Origin of the sequence: Leptolyngbya sp. FACHB-1624 (assembly GCF_047649235.1) — a bacterium.
GTDB lineage: Bacteria > Cyanobacteriota > Cyanobacteriia > Leptolyngbyales > Leptolyngbyaceae > Leptolyngbya > Leptolyngbya boryana.
The window spans coordinates 3,005,780-3,020,138 of record NZ_CP180258.1 but is presented as its reverse complement, the minus strand read 5'-3'; the positions used below and the strand labels follow the sequence as shown (position 1 = coordinate 3,020,138).

General features: G+C 45.8%; 14 protein-coding genes and 1 pseudogene. 9 read left to right on the top strand and 6 right to left on the bottom strand.

What is annotated here, in order from left to right; translation table 11 throughout:
- Position 1: 1 nt before the first annotated feature.
- Positions 2-277, bottom strand: coding sequence for a transposase-like zinc-binding domain-containing protein (locus ACMUEV_RS14090; protein WP_036044628.1), 276 nt, complete (start codon positions 275-277; stop codon positions 2-4).
- Between the two features lie 128 nt (positions 278-405).
- On the opposite strand from ACMUEV_RS14090, the gene ACMUEV_RS14085 reads away from it, so the two are divergent.
- A complete protein-coding gene (locus tag ACMUEV_RS14085; protein ID WP_026148673.1) occupies positions 406-1,146 on the top strand; it encodes an aspartate/glutamate racemase family protein in 741 nt (246 codons plus the stop codon).
- A gap of 120 nt (positions 1,147-1,266) precedes the next feature.
- On the opposite strand, the gene ACMUEV_RS14080 is transcribed toward ACMUEV_RS14085, so the two are convergent.
- Positions 1,267-1,626 carry an ArsR/SmtB family transcription factor gene (locus ACMUEV_RS14080; RefSeq protein ID WP_026148674.1) on the bottom strand — a complete coding sequence of 120 codons (360 nt, stop codon included), beginning with the start codon at positions 1,624-1,626 and terminating at the stop codon, positions 1,267-1,269.
- Positions 1,627-2,128: 502 nt separating this feature from the next.
- Here ACMUEV_RS14080 and ACMUEV_RS14075 point away from each other — a divergent pair.
- The 6 genes from ACMUEV_RS14075 to ACMUEV_RS14050 all read left to right on the top strand — a co-directional run bounded on the left by ACMUEV_RS14075 (position 2,129) and on the right by ACMUEV_RS14050 (position 6,209).
- Positions 2,129-2,470, top strand: a complete 342-nt coding sequence (locus ACMUEV_RS14075; protein WP_190647852.1) for a rhodanese-like domain-containing protein — start codon at positions 2,129-2,131, stop codon at positions 2,468-2,470.
- Entirely contained in the window at positions 2,470-3,318 is an 849-nt protein-coding gene (locus tag ACMUEV_RS14070; protein WP_190647854.1) for a sulfite exporter TauE/SafE family protein, read from the top strand. The genes ACMUEV_RS14075 and ACMUEV_RS14070 overlap by 1 nt, the downstream gene beginning before the upstream one ends.
- Before the next feature lie 63 nt (positions 3,319-3,381).
- Positions 3,382-4,077 (top strand): MBL fold metallo-hydrolase, encoded by a 696-nt coding sequence (locus tag ACMUEV_RS14065; protein ID WP_190647856.1) that lies wholly within the window; start codon positions 3,382-3,384, stop codon positions 4,075-4,077.
- 8 nt (positions 4,078-4,085) lie between these two features.
- Positions 4,086-4,658: a rhodanese-like domain-containing protein gene (locus ACMUEV_RS14060; RefSeq protein WP_242044236.1), complete on the top strand. Its 573-nt coding sequence runs from the start codon at positions 4,086-4,088 to the stop codon at positions 4,656-4,658.
- Positions 4,659-5,035: 377 nt separating this feature from the next.
- On the top strand, positions 5,036-5,755 hold the full coding sequence (locus ACMUEV_RS14055) for a DUF305 domain-containing protein (RefSeq protein ID WP_190647858.1): 720 nt from the start codon (positions 5,036-5,038) through the stop codon (positions 5,753-5,755).
- 70 nt (positions 5,756-5,825) lie between these two features.
- Positions 5,826-6,209 (top strand): DUF302 domain-containing protein, encoded by a 384-nt coding sequence (locus ACMUEV_RS14050; RefSeq protein WP_190647860.1) that lies wholly within the window; start codon positions 5,826-5,828, stop codon positions 6,207-6,209.
- Positions 6,210-6,415: 206 nt separating this feature from the next.
- Here the strand turns inward: ACMUEV_RS14050 and ACMUEV_RS14045 are convergent.
- From ACMUEV_RS14045 to ACMUEV_RS14035, 3 genes and pseudogenes are all read right to left on the bottom strand, one after another.
- Positions 6,416-9,130: pseudogene (locus ACMUEV_RS14045) on the bottom strand (cation-transporting P-type ATPase).
- A gap of 126 nt (positions 9,131-9,256) precedes the next feature.
- Positions 9,257-9,649: a response regulator gene (locus ACMUEV_RS14040; RefSeq protein ID WP_190647861.1), complete on the bottom strand. Its 393-nt coding sequence runs from the start codon at positions 9,647-9,649 to the stop codon at positions 9,257-9,259.
- A gap of 196 nt (positions 9,650-9,845) precedes the next feature.
- Entirely contained in the window at positions 9,846-10,523 is a 678-nt protein-coding gene (locus tag ACMUEV_RS14035) for a response regulator transcription factor (RefSeq protein ID WP_017288493.1), read from the bottom strand.
- Positions 10,524-10,578: 55 nt separating this feature from the next.
- Between ACMUEV_RS14035 and ACMUEV_RS14030 the strand changes: the two genes are divergently transcribed.
- Both ACMUEV_RS14030 and ACMUEV_RS14025 read left to right on the top strand, forming a co-directional pair.
- Positions 10,579-11,985 (top strand): ATP-binding protein, encoded by a 1,407-nt coding sequence (locus tag ACMUEV_RS14030; RefSeq protein ID WP_190647863.1) that lies wholly within the window; start codon positions 10,579-10,581, stop codon positions 11,983-11,985.
- 69 nt (positions 11,986-12,054) lie between these two features.
- Positions 12,055-13,617 (top strand): Na+/H+ antiporter, encoded by a 1,563-nt coding sequence (locus ACMUEV_RS14025; RefSeq protein WP_242044238.1) that lies wholly within the window; start codon positions 12,055-12,057, stop codon positions 13,615-13,617.
- Positions 13,618-13,728: 111 nt separating this feature from the next.
- Here ACMUEV_RS14025 and ACMUEV_RS14020 read toward each other — a convergent pair whose 3' ends face one another.
- Positions 13,729-14,202 (bottom strand): phosphate-starvation-inducible PsiE family protein, encoded by a 474-nt coding sequence (locus ACMUEV_RS14020; protein WP_190647867.1) that lies wholly within the window; start codon positions 14,200-14,202, stop codon positions 13,729-13,731.
- Positions 14,203-14,359: the final 157 nt, after the last annotated feature.

Sequence of the window (14,359 nt, the reverse complement as noted above, 5' to 3'; positions counted from 1 at the left end):
ACTATTTGTTATTAGACGATGACATCACATCAGATTTTGACTGTTTGACCCAAGAATGAATCGTGGTGTGGCGAATGCCTGTCAATCGCTCGATTTCGCGCAGTTTTAAGCCGAGGTGGTACATTCTCAAGCAGATTTGTTTCACCTCGTCTGAGTAGCCACGCCGCGTGTGAACCGTAATGAATTGCCGATCGCAGTCCTTACATCGATAGTTCTGTTTGCCCTGCCGATGCCCATTCTTTCGGATCATGCTAGACCCACAATACGGACAGTTCATAATTATTGTATACAAAAGCTGTATGAAATCTTGTATACAATAATTAGGTAAACAATTCAAGATTTTGTCGCTAAGATTTAGATACGGCAACAGCGAAAAAGCTGATGGAACTCAGAGCCGACAAATTTATGAAAATTAAAGTAATCAACCCGAACACCAGTGCGAGTATGACTGAGCAAATTGGTGCAACAGCGCGGAGCATTGCCAGTCGAGAAACAGAAATCGTGGCGGTCAATCCAGACATGGGACCTGTTTCGATCGAAGGGTTTTACGATGAGGCTTTGAGTGTGATCGGTGTCTTAGATGAAATTCGCAAGGGTGAAGCCCAGGGGACAGATGGTTATGTGATTGCTTGTTTTGGTGATCCTGGATTGTATGCAGCGCGTGAACTGGCACGAGGTCCTGTGATTGGGATCGCAGAGGCTGCAATGCGTACCGCAGTCTTGCTCTCTTCAGAATTCTCGATTGTGACTACGTTGGCTCGGACTCGAATCATTGCTCAGCATTTAGTCGATCGATATGGAATGAATCAATTTTGTCGGAACATTCGATCGATCGATCTTCCGGTATTGAGCATTGAGACAGATACAAAAGCACAGACTGCAATTTTAGAAGAGTGTTATCGAGCCATTAAGGTGGATCAAGTCGGTGCGATCGTCTTAGGGTGTGGTGGAATGGCGCATCTTGCAGTTCAACTGACTCAGGAACTCAATGTTCCGGTTATCGATGGAGTGAGCGCTGCGGTGAAATTGGCTGAAGCAGTGATCTCGCTCAAGCTCAAAACGAGCAAAGCTGGAAGCTACGCATTCCCGATCGCGAAACCTTATACAGGAATTTTTCAATCTTTCTCCTCGTCGGAAAATCCATAGGAGAACAGTTTAGAATCGTGAATCAGAATAGTTCACAGCCTTGCAGATGAAAGTTTCGCCTACACAAACGAAATCCGTCGATCAATATTTGACCAACCTGTACAAACAGTTTTTCAACGCTTATTTTTGGCGTAAGGGATTTAATTGCTTGAGTTGCTGGGATTGTTCTTTTAACCGAATTGCTAAGCGATCGCACACCAACTCACATAGTTCAAAAATTAGCGGATCAGTGATTTCGTAGTAAACGCTCACGCCTTGGGGCTGCCGAGAGACAAGACCTGCTTGCGCTAGAATCTTCAGATGTTTCGACACATTGGCTTGCCCTAATCCCGTTTCGTCAATAATCTCGCTTACATTCTTAGCTCCCGATCTCAGGCTACACAAAACTTGAAGCCGACTCGTCTCGGACAATACTTTAAAGTAATCTGCTACAGGAGCTAATGCTGTAGGAGAAGCTTGCAACTTCGATCGACTCGCCATATCAATTCTTAATCTATTACCGTATGACAATATTATAGGATAAAGAATCTCAAGTTTTGGAAAGTCAGCAGACCTTAAGTGAAATCGAACATTGCTAGGCATTGCTATCTTGTCAAACAGATGAGCGAAGCTCTCAAAATTAATCTGTTCAAAATTAATCTGTTCAAACAAGAGCGTCATAATTTTTTCGCTTAGATTGAGTGCGCTCTCTTCGATCCAAGGGGACAACCTGTTTTCTGCTGAGAGGCAGAAGCAAAAGGGATTAAATGCCTAATTTCAGTGTGCTTTGATAAATCTTAAATTTCCGCCAATACATTCTTGCTTTTATACTACTAATTCGTTATATAATGAATTCACGAGATTTAATGACTTCTTCCTGAACAATCTCAGCGATCGAGAGTAAGCCTGCTCCTAGTTTGCACTGCTCAGATTCTGCTTGAGATAGATGTGCACGTGAAAAAAGCGTTCTTTGTAAACGAGACGCTCATTTGGAGAATTGACTATGAACCTTTTTGGCACTCATCCTTCTCAAACCCTTGATGCCCAAACCTTGAAACAACAGCTTGATCAAGACACCGTTATCCTCGTTGATGTTCGTGAACCCCTTGAATATCACAAAGAACATATTCCCGGTGCAATTCTTGTGCCCTTGTCCCGATTCAATGCTCAACTCATTCCTCAAACGGCTAAGCGGGTTGTGCTTTATTGTCGTTCGGGTCATCGCTCTGCGATCGCTGCTCGGAAGTTACTGAAGGCAGGTTTTTTGGATGTCATTCAACTCGAGCATGGAATCGGTGCTTGGAGACAATTCGGATATCCGCTCGAAGTTGGAAAGGGAGCATAATGATGATTTGGATCATTGGACATCTTCTCGCTGTTGGTATTGGACTCAGCTTGGGCTTGATTGGCGGGGGTGGCTCGGTGCTAGCGCTGCCTATTCTGGTCTATGTAATGGGTGTTGCGCCGAAATCCGCGATCGCGATGACGTTAGTGATTGTCGGGACAGTCAGCTTACTCGGTGTGATTCCGCATTGGAAAGCTGGAAACGTCAGCCTTAAGACCGCTTTGGTGTTTGGTGGAGCAACGATGATTGGGGCATTTGTGGGAGCGAAAATTGCCGCGCTGCCCTTTGTATCTGGAACCTTTCAAATGCTTTTGTTTGCGGTGATGATGGTGCTGGCAGCAGGATTTATGATTCAGAAGAGTGCTAAACGCACTCGAGCGAGCGAATTGGACTTTTATCCAAAGCCTGTCTGCAAGTACTGTTGGCTCTGGCTGTTGACCGAAGGAATTGGCGTTGGAGTCTTGACTGGACTGGTGGGAGTTGGAGGCGGATTTGCGATCGTGCCTGCGTTGGTGCTGCTTGGTCGCATCCCGATGAAGCAAGCGATCGGAACTTCACTGCTCGTGATTGTCTTAAACTCGGTCGCCGGATTTCTCGGCTATCTGGGGCAAGTGCCGTTGGATTGGGAATTGATGGGATCGTTTATTGTGGCAGCGAGCCTCGGCACAATTCCTGGCGCATATCTCGCCCGATTTGTGCCAGCGCGACGATTACAACAGACGTTTGGCTATTTTCTGTTAGCCGTCGCAGCCTTTGTTCTTGCGCAAAATCGTCATAGCTTCAAACTCTCTCAATCTCATAATAGCGTTCACGCACAAGTCGTTCAACAATCAAGTAGACAATTATGACTTTACTGTATTACTATATAGTAAGATAATGAATCAAAAGTCTTTTGTTTGGAGTTTACTCTCATGCTATTCCGACAACTCTTTGATGCAGAAACGAGTACTTACACATATCTGATTGCTGATCTAACCACAAAAGAAGCAGTTCTTGTCGATCCGGTTCTCGAACAAGTGGAACGCGATCGCCAGATCCTCAATGAATTAGGCTTGACGCTGAAATTCTGTCTCGAAACGCATATTCACGCGGATCACATCACAGGAACCGCAAAACTCCGAGAAGCAACAGGCTGTTGCGGAATTGTGCCTGAAAATGCCCATGCCGCTTGTGCCGATCGCAAAATTCGAGATCGCGAAGTTTTGGAAGTCGGCAGTGTCCAAATTGAAGCGATCGCAACCCCAGGACATACAGACAGCCATATGGCATATCTAGTGAATGGGACTCATTTGCTCACTGGAGATGCGTTGTTTATTCGCGGTAGTGGACGGACTGATTTTCAAAGCGGCGACGCTGGAACCTTGTACGATTCTGTGACAGAACGCTTGTTCACTCTACCAGAAGCAACGCTTGTTTATCCTGGACATGACTATCGAGGACACACAGTTTCTACGATCGCTGAAGAGAAACAATGGAATCCCCGATTCAGCGGACGCAGCCGCAATGACTTTATTGAATTGATGAACAGCCTCAATTTGCCCAATCCGAAAAAGATGATGGAAGCCGTCCCTGCAAACGAACGCTGCGGCAACTTGATCACAGTTTAGTTTACACAATGATTCACAGAAGAGATACCATGACGATGATGCGATTGAAAGAATTAAAGACGATCGATGCTCAAACTTTGAAACAAGCCATCGACCAAGATACAGTCACGCTGATTGATGTGCGAGAACCCGGAGAGTACGCTGGAGAACATATTCTTGGCGCAACACTTGTTTCGCTTTCTCGCTTTGATCCAGCTAGCATTCCACAGCAGCAAGATAAAAACATTGTCTTGTATTGTCGATCGGGAAATCGATCCGCGATCGCTGCTCAAAAACTATTGGATGTAGGTTTCGAGGACGTCACTCATCTTGCTGATGGACTCGTTGCTTGGAAAGAGACGGGCTATCCGACTCAAATCGATCGCGCAGCACCCATTAGTCTGATGCGCCAAGTACAGATTGTGGCTGGATCAGGTGTGGTACTTGGTACACTCTTAGGTGCATTTGTGTCTCCTTGGTTTTTGCTGTTGAGCGGTTTTTTTGGTGCAGGACTTGTATTTTCTGGAGTCACAGATACCTGCATGTTAGCGATGATCCTTGCCAAACTCCCGTATAACCAACGTTATCGCGCTAGATTGTAGTAAACAAAGTGAGCACTGCATCATCTCACAACCCTTGCTTGTGCGGATGATAGCAGGCTCACACAAGTTACTTCAAAGTCGTCTAAGTTTGAAGACCTTACCGCTACAAAATTCAGCAAAGGGTAGCTACGTTCCAGGAATAATTGCTGCTGGCAATGATATTCAAGCACTTGTTCTGTAGAACTGTGGCTACTTTTTACTTCAATCGCTAGAATCGCGAGTAGAAGAAAAAGTGCAACTGTTAGTATCTCTTTCGATCATCTCCAGCAGCAATCAGATATATTGAAAGAACAGCATTGAGTGATTGTTTCGCTTCATTTTTCTCAATGACTGAAGAATAAGAATCGCTTCATTTTCTGAATTCAGGAGAAGAAACTATGATTCATCGCCAACCTATTCTCTACAGTCTTGCAGGTCTTCTCGCAGGTGGTGTGATCACCGCTTTGATTCTGCTGACGGCTAGACCCACAGCCCCCTCGAATTCCTCGAATTCTGATCCCGTATCCAATTCAACAAGGAATTCTGCAAATCCCGCTTCTATTCCCGTTAGACCGCGGATGATGGGACAAACCGATCAACACTTCATTGTGATGATGATTCCGCATCATGAGGATGCTGTAGCGATGGCTGACTTAGCATCGAATCGCGCTCAGCATCCTGAACTGAAAGCTCTAGCACGATCGATTAAAACGACCCAAACCCGTGAAATTCAGGAGATGCAAACCTGGTACAAGCAGTGGTATGGCGCAACGGTTCCGCAATGGCAACCAGGAATGGGAATCAAGAGTCCGAGCAACCAGTTGGCTCGATCAGCGGGTTCTCCTGGTTGGGGGATGGGAATGATGGGGCATAGAGGCATGATGGGAATGCGCACAGATTTGGTAGCGCTGCAAAATGCCAAAGACTTCGATCGTACCTTTATCGAAGAGATGATTCCACATCATCAAATGGCAGTCATGATGGCACAAATGGTACTGACGAACTCTCAGCATCCTGAAATTCAGCGTTTGGCGGAATCCATTGTTAAAACTCAAACTGCAGAGATTAACCAGATGCAGCAGTGGTATCAGACTTGGTATCCGTCCCAAACCCAATAGAACGTCTTAAGGACAGACACCCGAGATTCAGCCGATTCTACTCCAACCCTGAACCGGAGAAACACTTCATATGAGTTATTACTTCAGCAAAATGCTCCATACCTCTTTTGATCAAGCCATTGATCAAGTGAATCAAAGTTTGAAGCAGCAAGGATTTGGCGTTCTCACGGAAATCGATGTGCAAAACACGCTGAAAAAGAAACTTGATGTCGAAATGCCAGCCTACAAAATCCTAGGAGCTTGTCATCCATCTTTTGCTTATCAAGCCCTGCAACTCGAAGATAAAGTTGGAACTATGCTGCCTTGTAATGTGGTTGTCCAACAAAAGCCTGAAGGGGTCGAAGTGGCAGCCGTTGATCCGATCGCATCAATGCAAGCGATCGAAAACTCAGATCTACAGGGAATTGCAGAGCAAGTCAGAGCCAAGCTGAAAACCGCGATCGAGACTTTATAAGCTAGGTTTTGTTCTTATGAATCATTCAACGGCTCCACACCCTGAATCGAAGTCTCCTCGGCTTAGTGAGTCAATTTGCCAAATCGTCGATCGATTCTAAGCTCGTGCTTTTGATTATCTTAGTTGCTTTGCGCTTCGGAATGGGTGCAATGGCAGATGTCTCTGTACAAATGCCTGGGAGTCCACCATGATAGCAACATTCCGGCTCAATCAAAGGGATCAATGCGATTTGCTAAAAGTGCAACCGGAATCATTGGCACTGCGGGCAATAAGCAGATGAGCCATTGAGTGAGATTTAAGGGAGCTGTTTTAAATAGAGTATTCATCACACTCCATTGGCTAAAGACAATCTATAACATCACAGCTCCAGCAATTCCATAAAGTATGGCACGGGTATCACCGAATGAAATAGGTTGTTTCCCGCGAAGTTTAGCCATGATCGTCTTGCCTAATTGGCTAATGCTGAGTAAGTAAACAATCCGACCTGCGACAAGTGCTTGGATTGCCATCGTTCGCGCTAGTTCCAGATTTCCAGTACTTTGACGCACCCATTCAAACATCCCGAAGATCAAAATCCAGTTAAAGACGGAGATGACTAAAATTCTGTAGATCAGAGTTTTTGATAGTAAAGGTTCACGCGGATTGCGCGGCGGATGTTGCATAACCCGCTCAGTTTTTGGCTCGAAGGCTAGAGGAACCGTCATCGCGATCGAGTTCACCATATTCAGCCACAAGACTTGCAGCGATAGAATCGGCAAAGCTCTCGCAAATAAGGCACTGATCAAAATCGTCATCGATTCGCCACCATTGACCGGAAGAATAAACGCGATCGCTTTCTTGAGATTCTGATAAACGGTGCGTCCTTCTTCCACAGCAGCTTCGATCGACGCAAAGTTATCATCAGTCAGCAACATATCTGCGGCTTCCCGCGCTACATCCGTTCCCGCGCCCCCCATCGCAATGCCGATGTCTGCTTTTCTCAATGCAGGCGCATCGTTCACGCCGTCTCCCGTCATGGCAACAATTTCACCTTTCGATTGCAAGGCTTCGACGAGCCGAAACTTTTGGGCTGGGGCAACCCGCGCAAAGACAACACTGTTTTCTACAACCTGAGAGAGTTCTCGATCGTCCATGCGTTCGAGTTGCTGTCCATCGATCGCAGCGGCATGACCTGCGTTTTGGAGTCCGATGCGTTGAGCGATCGCTTTCGCAGTCGTAATATGATCGCCCGTGATCATTTTTACTTGGATACCCGCAGACTGGCAGGACTGAACAGCCGCGATCACTTCAGACCGAGGCGGATCGATCATGCCCTGTAAACCTAAGAAAATCAATCCAGAATCAAGGTCATGATGATCGATCGACGACTGAGATTTAGATACAGTTTTCTTCGCAAACGCTAGCACCCGTAAGCCTTCTTGCGCCATTGTTTCGACTTGTTGTTCAATGTGTTGACGATTAAGTGGATGCTTCTCGATTGTATGTTCACACCGTTTGAGAATGGCTTCGACGGAGCCTTTTACATAGATGATGTGCTCAGTTGCAGTCTCATGCAAAGTTGCCATGTATTGAAATTGCGACTCGAACGGAATCGAATCAATGCGAGGCAGGGATTGCGAAATGTGAGCCAGATGAAATCCTGCTTTGTTCGCAGCCGTGATCAATGCGCCTTCGGTCGGATCACCAATCACAAGCCAACGATCGTTCTCTTCCTCTAGATGGGAGTCATTACACGCGAGTCCGGCAGTTAGGCATTCTTGTAAAGCACGTGCATTGGTCACACTCACGATTGCTCCAGTGGAGTCAGTCATCTCGCCGTCGGGACTATAGCCTGTGCCACTGACTGAATAAGTCTGATCGCCTGCATAGATAGCTTGCACCGTCATTTGGTTTTCGGTCAGCGTTCCGGTTTTATCCGAACAAATCACAGTCGCACTTCCAAGGGTTTCTACCGCAGGGAGTTTTCGCACGATCGCGTGTCGCCGCGCCATGCGATTGACCCCGATCGCTAATGTCACGGTTACTACCGCAGGCAATCCTTCGGGAATCGCGCTCACTGCTAACGCTACTGCCGCTTCAAACATTTCCGCTAGTGATTGTCCTTGTCCCACCCCCACAGCTAAGGTCAGTGCTGCCAGTGCGAGAATGATGTAGAGCAAGGTATGGCTAAATTTAGCGAATTTGCGCGTTAGAGGAGTGCTGAGATCCGTTTGTTGATCGAGCGATCGCGAGATCTTGCCGACCTCAGTTTCGTTTGCCGTTGCTACGACAATGCCGCTTCCTTGTCCAAACGTGACAAAACTGCCCGCATACGCCATATTTTGTCGTTCTGCCAGCGGTGTTTGGGGTTGCAGGGGTTCCGTCAGTTTTTCAACCGGAACAGATTCTCCGGTGAGCGCCGATTCATCAATTTGTAAGTTGCGAGTAGTAATCAAGCGCAAATCAGCAGGAACTTTGTCGCCTGAAGCGAGGAGGACTAGATCTCCTGGAACAAGCTCTTGTGAAGGAATACGCTGTTTTTGTCCGCTGCGAATCACCGTTGCTTCTGTGGTGACTGCTTTGGCAAGAGCCGCGATCGCGCCTTCTGCTTTCGACTCCTGCACAAACCCAATGATGGCATTAATGATCGTCACACCCCAAATGACGGCTGCATTCGTCCACGATCCTAAGAATGCTTTAATTGCACCAGCAACAATCAGAATGTAGAGCAACGCTTGATTGAACTGAAGTAGAAATCTTAACCAAGCTGGCTTTCCTGGTTTTACTGTTAGCTCATTCAAGCCATAGCGCTGTTGATTCTGGCTAACCTGAGTAGAAGATAACCCAGCTTTAGGATCGCTCTGAAATTGCGCAATGACTTCTGGAGCCGTTGCTTCATAATGCGAGCGAGACAAAGCTTGAGAGCGTGTATTTGTCGTCATAATAGTAGTGTCACGAGTCAAATTTAAGATGTGATCAGTAACAATAAAAAATCGATCGCGATCTCTCCTCACTCAAGAGTGCAGAAGAATACCGCTCACAACTCTAACGAATTTGTAGAACTTAACCTAGGCAGGCGATTGTTGAGAGCTAGATAGCTGTTGTGGAAGTTGCTCTGTCACAATTTTCAGCAGTTTGGACGGATAAAAGGGCTTCGTAATATAGATTGCATTGAGTTGTGTTGCTAATCTGCGACAACTCTCATCTTCAGCACTTGTACAGATGATAACAGGAAGGCTAGCCGTTAAGTGATTTAATCGAATTTGTTGTAACACTTCTAATCCATTCATTCCAGGCATATCAATGTCTGAAATTACGAGGTCTGGATGCTGTTCTTGAATTTGTGCGAGTCCTGATTGTCCATCTGCTGCACAGACAACTTCATAGCCTTCTGGAATCAATAAACTGCACAATAAATCCTGGCTCAGAACATTATCTTCTAGAACAAGAATCTTGATCATTGTTGAATGATGAACTTAAGGGCAAAAACCCTAATTCTTTGAATCGACCTCAAGAATTAGGGTGCGGTAGGAATCAGAACCAGATGAATCGTCACAACAGCGCTTCGCAGCCTGTTTAAACAGTGCTACTGACTTCATTAGTACCACGGGAGATGTTAGAGAACAGGGGGGATTTCGGGGGGATTTCGGGGGCTTCTCAATCAAGTTGCTTCATACGGTACCCTAAGCCGTGGACAGTTTCGATCAAATCATCAGGTGCGCCGACGTTTCGGAGTTTTTGCCGTAAGGTTCGGATATGAGTTTTTACGGCTTCTTCGGTCGGAGACTCGTCGATCGACCACAATCGATCAATAATTCCCGGTCTACTTAACACTCTGCGACCGTTAGCTAGTAATAGTTCTAACAGCGAATATTCTTTCCGGGTTAATGTCAGGAGTTGCTCTCCATACATCACTTCGTAGGTTGTCGGATCAAGGCACAAGCTCCCCCAACAGAGTTTGGGACGAATTCGGGTACCGCCCCGTCTCAGCAGTGCGCGAATTTGAGCCATCAGTTCTTCGAGGTCAAAGGGCTTTACCATATAGGCATCGGCTCCCGCATCTAGCCCAATGATTTTGTCGGCGATCGTATCGCGTGCAGTTAACATCAAAACCGGAATGGCAGTATTGCGATCGCGTAATTGTTGACACAATCGAATCCCATCGATTTTAGGCAGGGTGACATCTAATAACACCAAATCATAGTCCGATAGCTCAATCCAATGCCAAGCAGATTCGCCGTCTTGGGCGACATCCACGGTATATTGACGGTTGGTTAACGCTTCCGTCAACATCTCTGCGAGTTGAATATCATCTTCTACAATTAGAATTCGCATTAGAGCTTGTAATCAGACTTTGTTAAATTATGCCGTTCTAGTCATAATTTTGTGAATGGTGGCGATTGTAGATGGCTTAAAAGGAGTGCTGATGAAGAAGTCACTCGAAGGACAATGGATTCGATCTGGATTGGGATTCGCCTTTCTCTTAATGGGAGTTGTCAGTTTTGTGTCATACCAAAATGCCACTCAGTTAATGGAAAGCTCTCAGCAGGTGCGACAAACCAATGAAGTCTTACAATCTCTCACTGATATTTCTACAACGTTGACAGAAGCAGAGTCCGAACGCTGGCGTTATCGTTCATTTCAGGCGAGCGAAGATTTAGAGCGGTATCAGATGGCAGTCAAGAGACTGAGTGATCAAGTGGATCAGGTGCAGAATGTTCTCACCACTACGCCCGATCAACGATCGCAGGTTGAAGTTCTAAAACGTCTGATTACTACCCGAATCGCATTGTTACAGCGCTCTCTCAAGGCTCGCTCCGACGCAAACCCGGCTCAAAATCCTCTCTTCGCTGAGCTTAGACAAAATCAGGAGGCGATTCGCCAAGTCATTCACCAACTCCGTACGACTGAAGAAGACCTCTTACAAACTCAAATGCGGCGATCGCAAACAAATCTTCAGGGCAGAATGCTGATTGAAGTGCTAGGAACCGTATTCACGTTTATCGTGTTGTCAGGAGTTTATGCCTTGCTCTATCAACAGATGGTCAAGCGTCAACGCGCAGAAGCGTTACAACAGAGCTTGGCGCAGCAGAAAGAACTGAGTGAGCTAAAGATTCGGTTCTTTTCGATGGTGTCGCATGAGTTTCGCACTCCGCTGAGTTTGATTTTAGGATCAGCCCAACTTTTAGCAGAAAGCTTAAAACCCTTGCATGACCCAATCAAGCTGAAAAACTTAAATCGCATTCATGTCTCGGCTAAAGCGATGACTCAATTGTTGAGCGATATGTTAACGTTAGCACGCGCTGATGCAGGACAATTAGAATTTCATCCCGCTTGGGTGGAGATGCAAACGTTTTGTCTCAATCTGATCGAAGATTCTCAATTGTTCAGTGAATCGCGACGATCGATTAAATTTATTCAACAAGGCAGTACAACTCATGCTTGGGTCGATGAGAAATTGCTCTATTCAATCCTCAGTAACTTGCTCTCAAATGCCATTAAATATTCTCCAATCGACAGTACTATCTATTTCACGTTCAAAGATCAGATTGAACACATGATCTTTGAGATCAAAGATGAAGGGATTGGCATTGGAATCGAGGATCAACAAAAGCTTTACGATCCCTTTAGTCGCGGGAAAAATGCAAGAGGCATTTTAGGCACGGGATTGGGATTAGCGATCGTGAAAAAGTGCCTCGATGTACATCAAGGAACAATTGATGTAGAGAGTACACTAGGCAGTGGATCAACTTTTACGATTCAAATTCCCCACGCTAAGCTGCAAGATTCCGCTTAAGGTAATTCTCTCAATGATCTAAAAGCGCGTTACTAGAAAGGATAAGCTCTGAATTGTATGGAACATCTCATGCTAACAACATTGATTGCAGAGGCAACGATCGAAAGTAACCTCAAACCTTTTTTACTGGTTCTCGCTGTGTCTCTCAGTGTAGCAACTCTCCCTCAGTTCTTTGGCTGGTTTCGCCGAATTCCCTATACGCTGCTGCTGGTGATTGTGGGGCTAGGGTTAGCATTTGTCGATGTTCGCCTCGTCAATCTTTCTCCGGAATTAATTCTCTCGATCTTTTTACCCCCACTTCTGTTTGAAGCAGCATGGAATCTGAGATGGACAGAGCTAAAACAGCAGTGGGTTCCGATCTCGCTGTATGCCATCTTGGGCGTAGTCATTTCCATTCTAGGAGTGGCATTTGGCTTACATTACCTCGTGAGCCTGCCACTTACGACAGCATTGTTAATTGGAGCAAGTTTATCTGCCACTGATCCGGTTTCAGTGATTGCTCTTTTTCGAGAATTGGGAGTAGACAAACGCTTATCTACAGTGATGGAAGGCGAAAGCCTATTCAATGATGGGATGGCAGTCGTTGCCTTTAGTCTGTTAGTTGGATTACCCCTAGGAACTGCAACTTTGTCACTCCAATCGATTCTGGGGCAGTTTTTTGTCGTCGTTGGAGTGGGCGTTGCAGTTGGGACTTTGATTGGATTTAGCATTTCTTATCTCACCCAGCGATTTGATCTACCGCTTGTCGAGCAATCCCTGACACTGGTTTCTGCCTATGCAACTTATCTGATTGCAGAAGATTTAGGTGGCTCTGGTGTAATTGCAGTCGTTGTTGTCGGACTGGTTTTGGGGAACTTTGGGTCACGCATTGGCATGAATCCCCGGACTCGGATTATTGTGACCGAGTTTTGGGAGTTCCTTGCCTTTTTTGTCAATTCGATCGTGTTTTTGCTAATTGGGGATCAGATCCGCTTTGCCATCCTAGACGACAGTTGGAAAACGATCGTTGTCACGATTCTCGGAATGATTTTGGCGCGGGCGATTACAGTGTATGGTTTAGGACGGTTGAGTAATGCCCTCACAACCACAGATATCTCGATGCGAGAGCAAACCTTGTTATGGTGGGGCGGCTTACGGGGATCAGTTGCGATCGCACTTGCCTTGAGCGTTCCGATTGTCTTACCGGAGCGAGAAGAGATCATCGCTGTGGTGTTTGGCGTGGTTCTCTTTACTTTGCTGGTTCAAGGTTTAACAATCAAACCCTTGTTAGAAGTTCTGAAACTGCTCGGCGATCAGCCACTCCGCCAGCAATATGCTGAGGTAATTGCCCGGTTAACTGCGATGAATCGAGTGTTAGATCACCTGCACCAAGTCCAACAACGTCCAGGCATTGAGCCAGAATTCTATTGTTACCAAGAGGCTCTTGTGAAAGGAGAAATCGAGCGACTCAGCCAAGAAGCAGCGCAACTTCAGTCTGAGTATCCGAGTCTAAACGGCTTTGCAAATGACCAACTCCGCGAAGAACTTTTAGCAGTGGAAGCCGAAACTTATGCCGAGCTAGTTCAATCGGGTCAACTCAATCAAGAACTCGCTCCTCTGATGCAACACGCATCTGAAATAGATTCTGTATAAATGTGATGTTTAGGACTTATTCGCTCTACTCTCGTATGATTTCCATATCTTGATTTCAGGGATTACAATCATTGCATTAGATCTCGGCGGGATGTACATTAACTACCGGAGTTAGGGCGATCGCAATTGAGAATTGAGGCGTTTGATTAACCAATAGCTCAGCGCAAGAGCGAAGATCGCAATGCCTAAAGCGATGAGTTCCGAATGACTAAACTTACTGAAATCAAAAATAATAATCTTGCGCGCGATCGCAATCAGCGACGTTGCAATCACGAGTTCTAGTCGAACTGTGTTTTCTTGTAAGTAGACCGTGATATTTTCAAGCAGTTCTAGCGCAATGAGGATATTGAGAAATAATCCAAAAATATCAATTAATGCCCGATTGAAAAATCCGAATGGCTCCTGTAATAAATCTCTAGCTAAAATCAGAATCAAATCCAGTAATGCAACAGATATGACAATCAGTAGAGCGGCTGAAAGCACTTTTGAAACAAATTTTTCAAATCGTCGAATCGACCTCACATAGGTATCATCGGCAAAAAAGGATGAAAGATATTGAATGAACTTCTCCCCTACAGATCTCATAATGATCGCTTCTAATCATCAGCAACAAGAAATCTTGCGCGGAGGGTTTGACTCGCCCTCACTGCACAGAGCATTTCAACGTTAACTCACTGTAACCTTTAAATGAGTGCGTTCCACCGCTTGATTGAAGGTTTTGGTACGATCGCTGAAAAAAGAT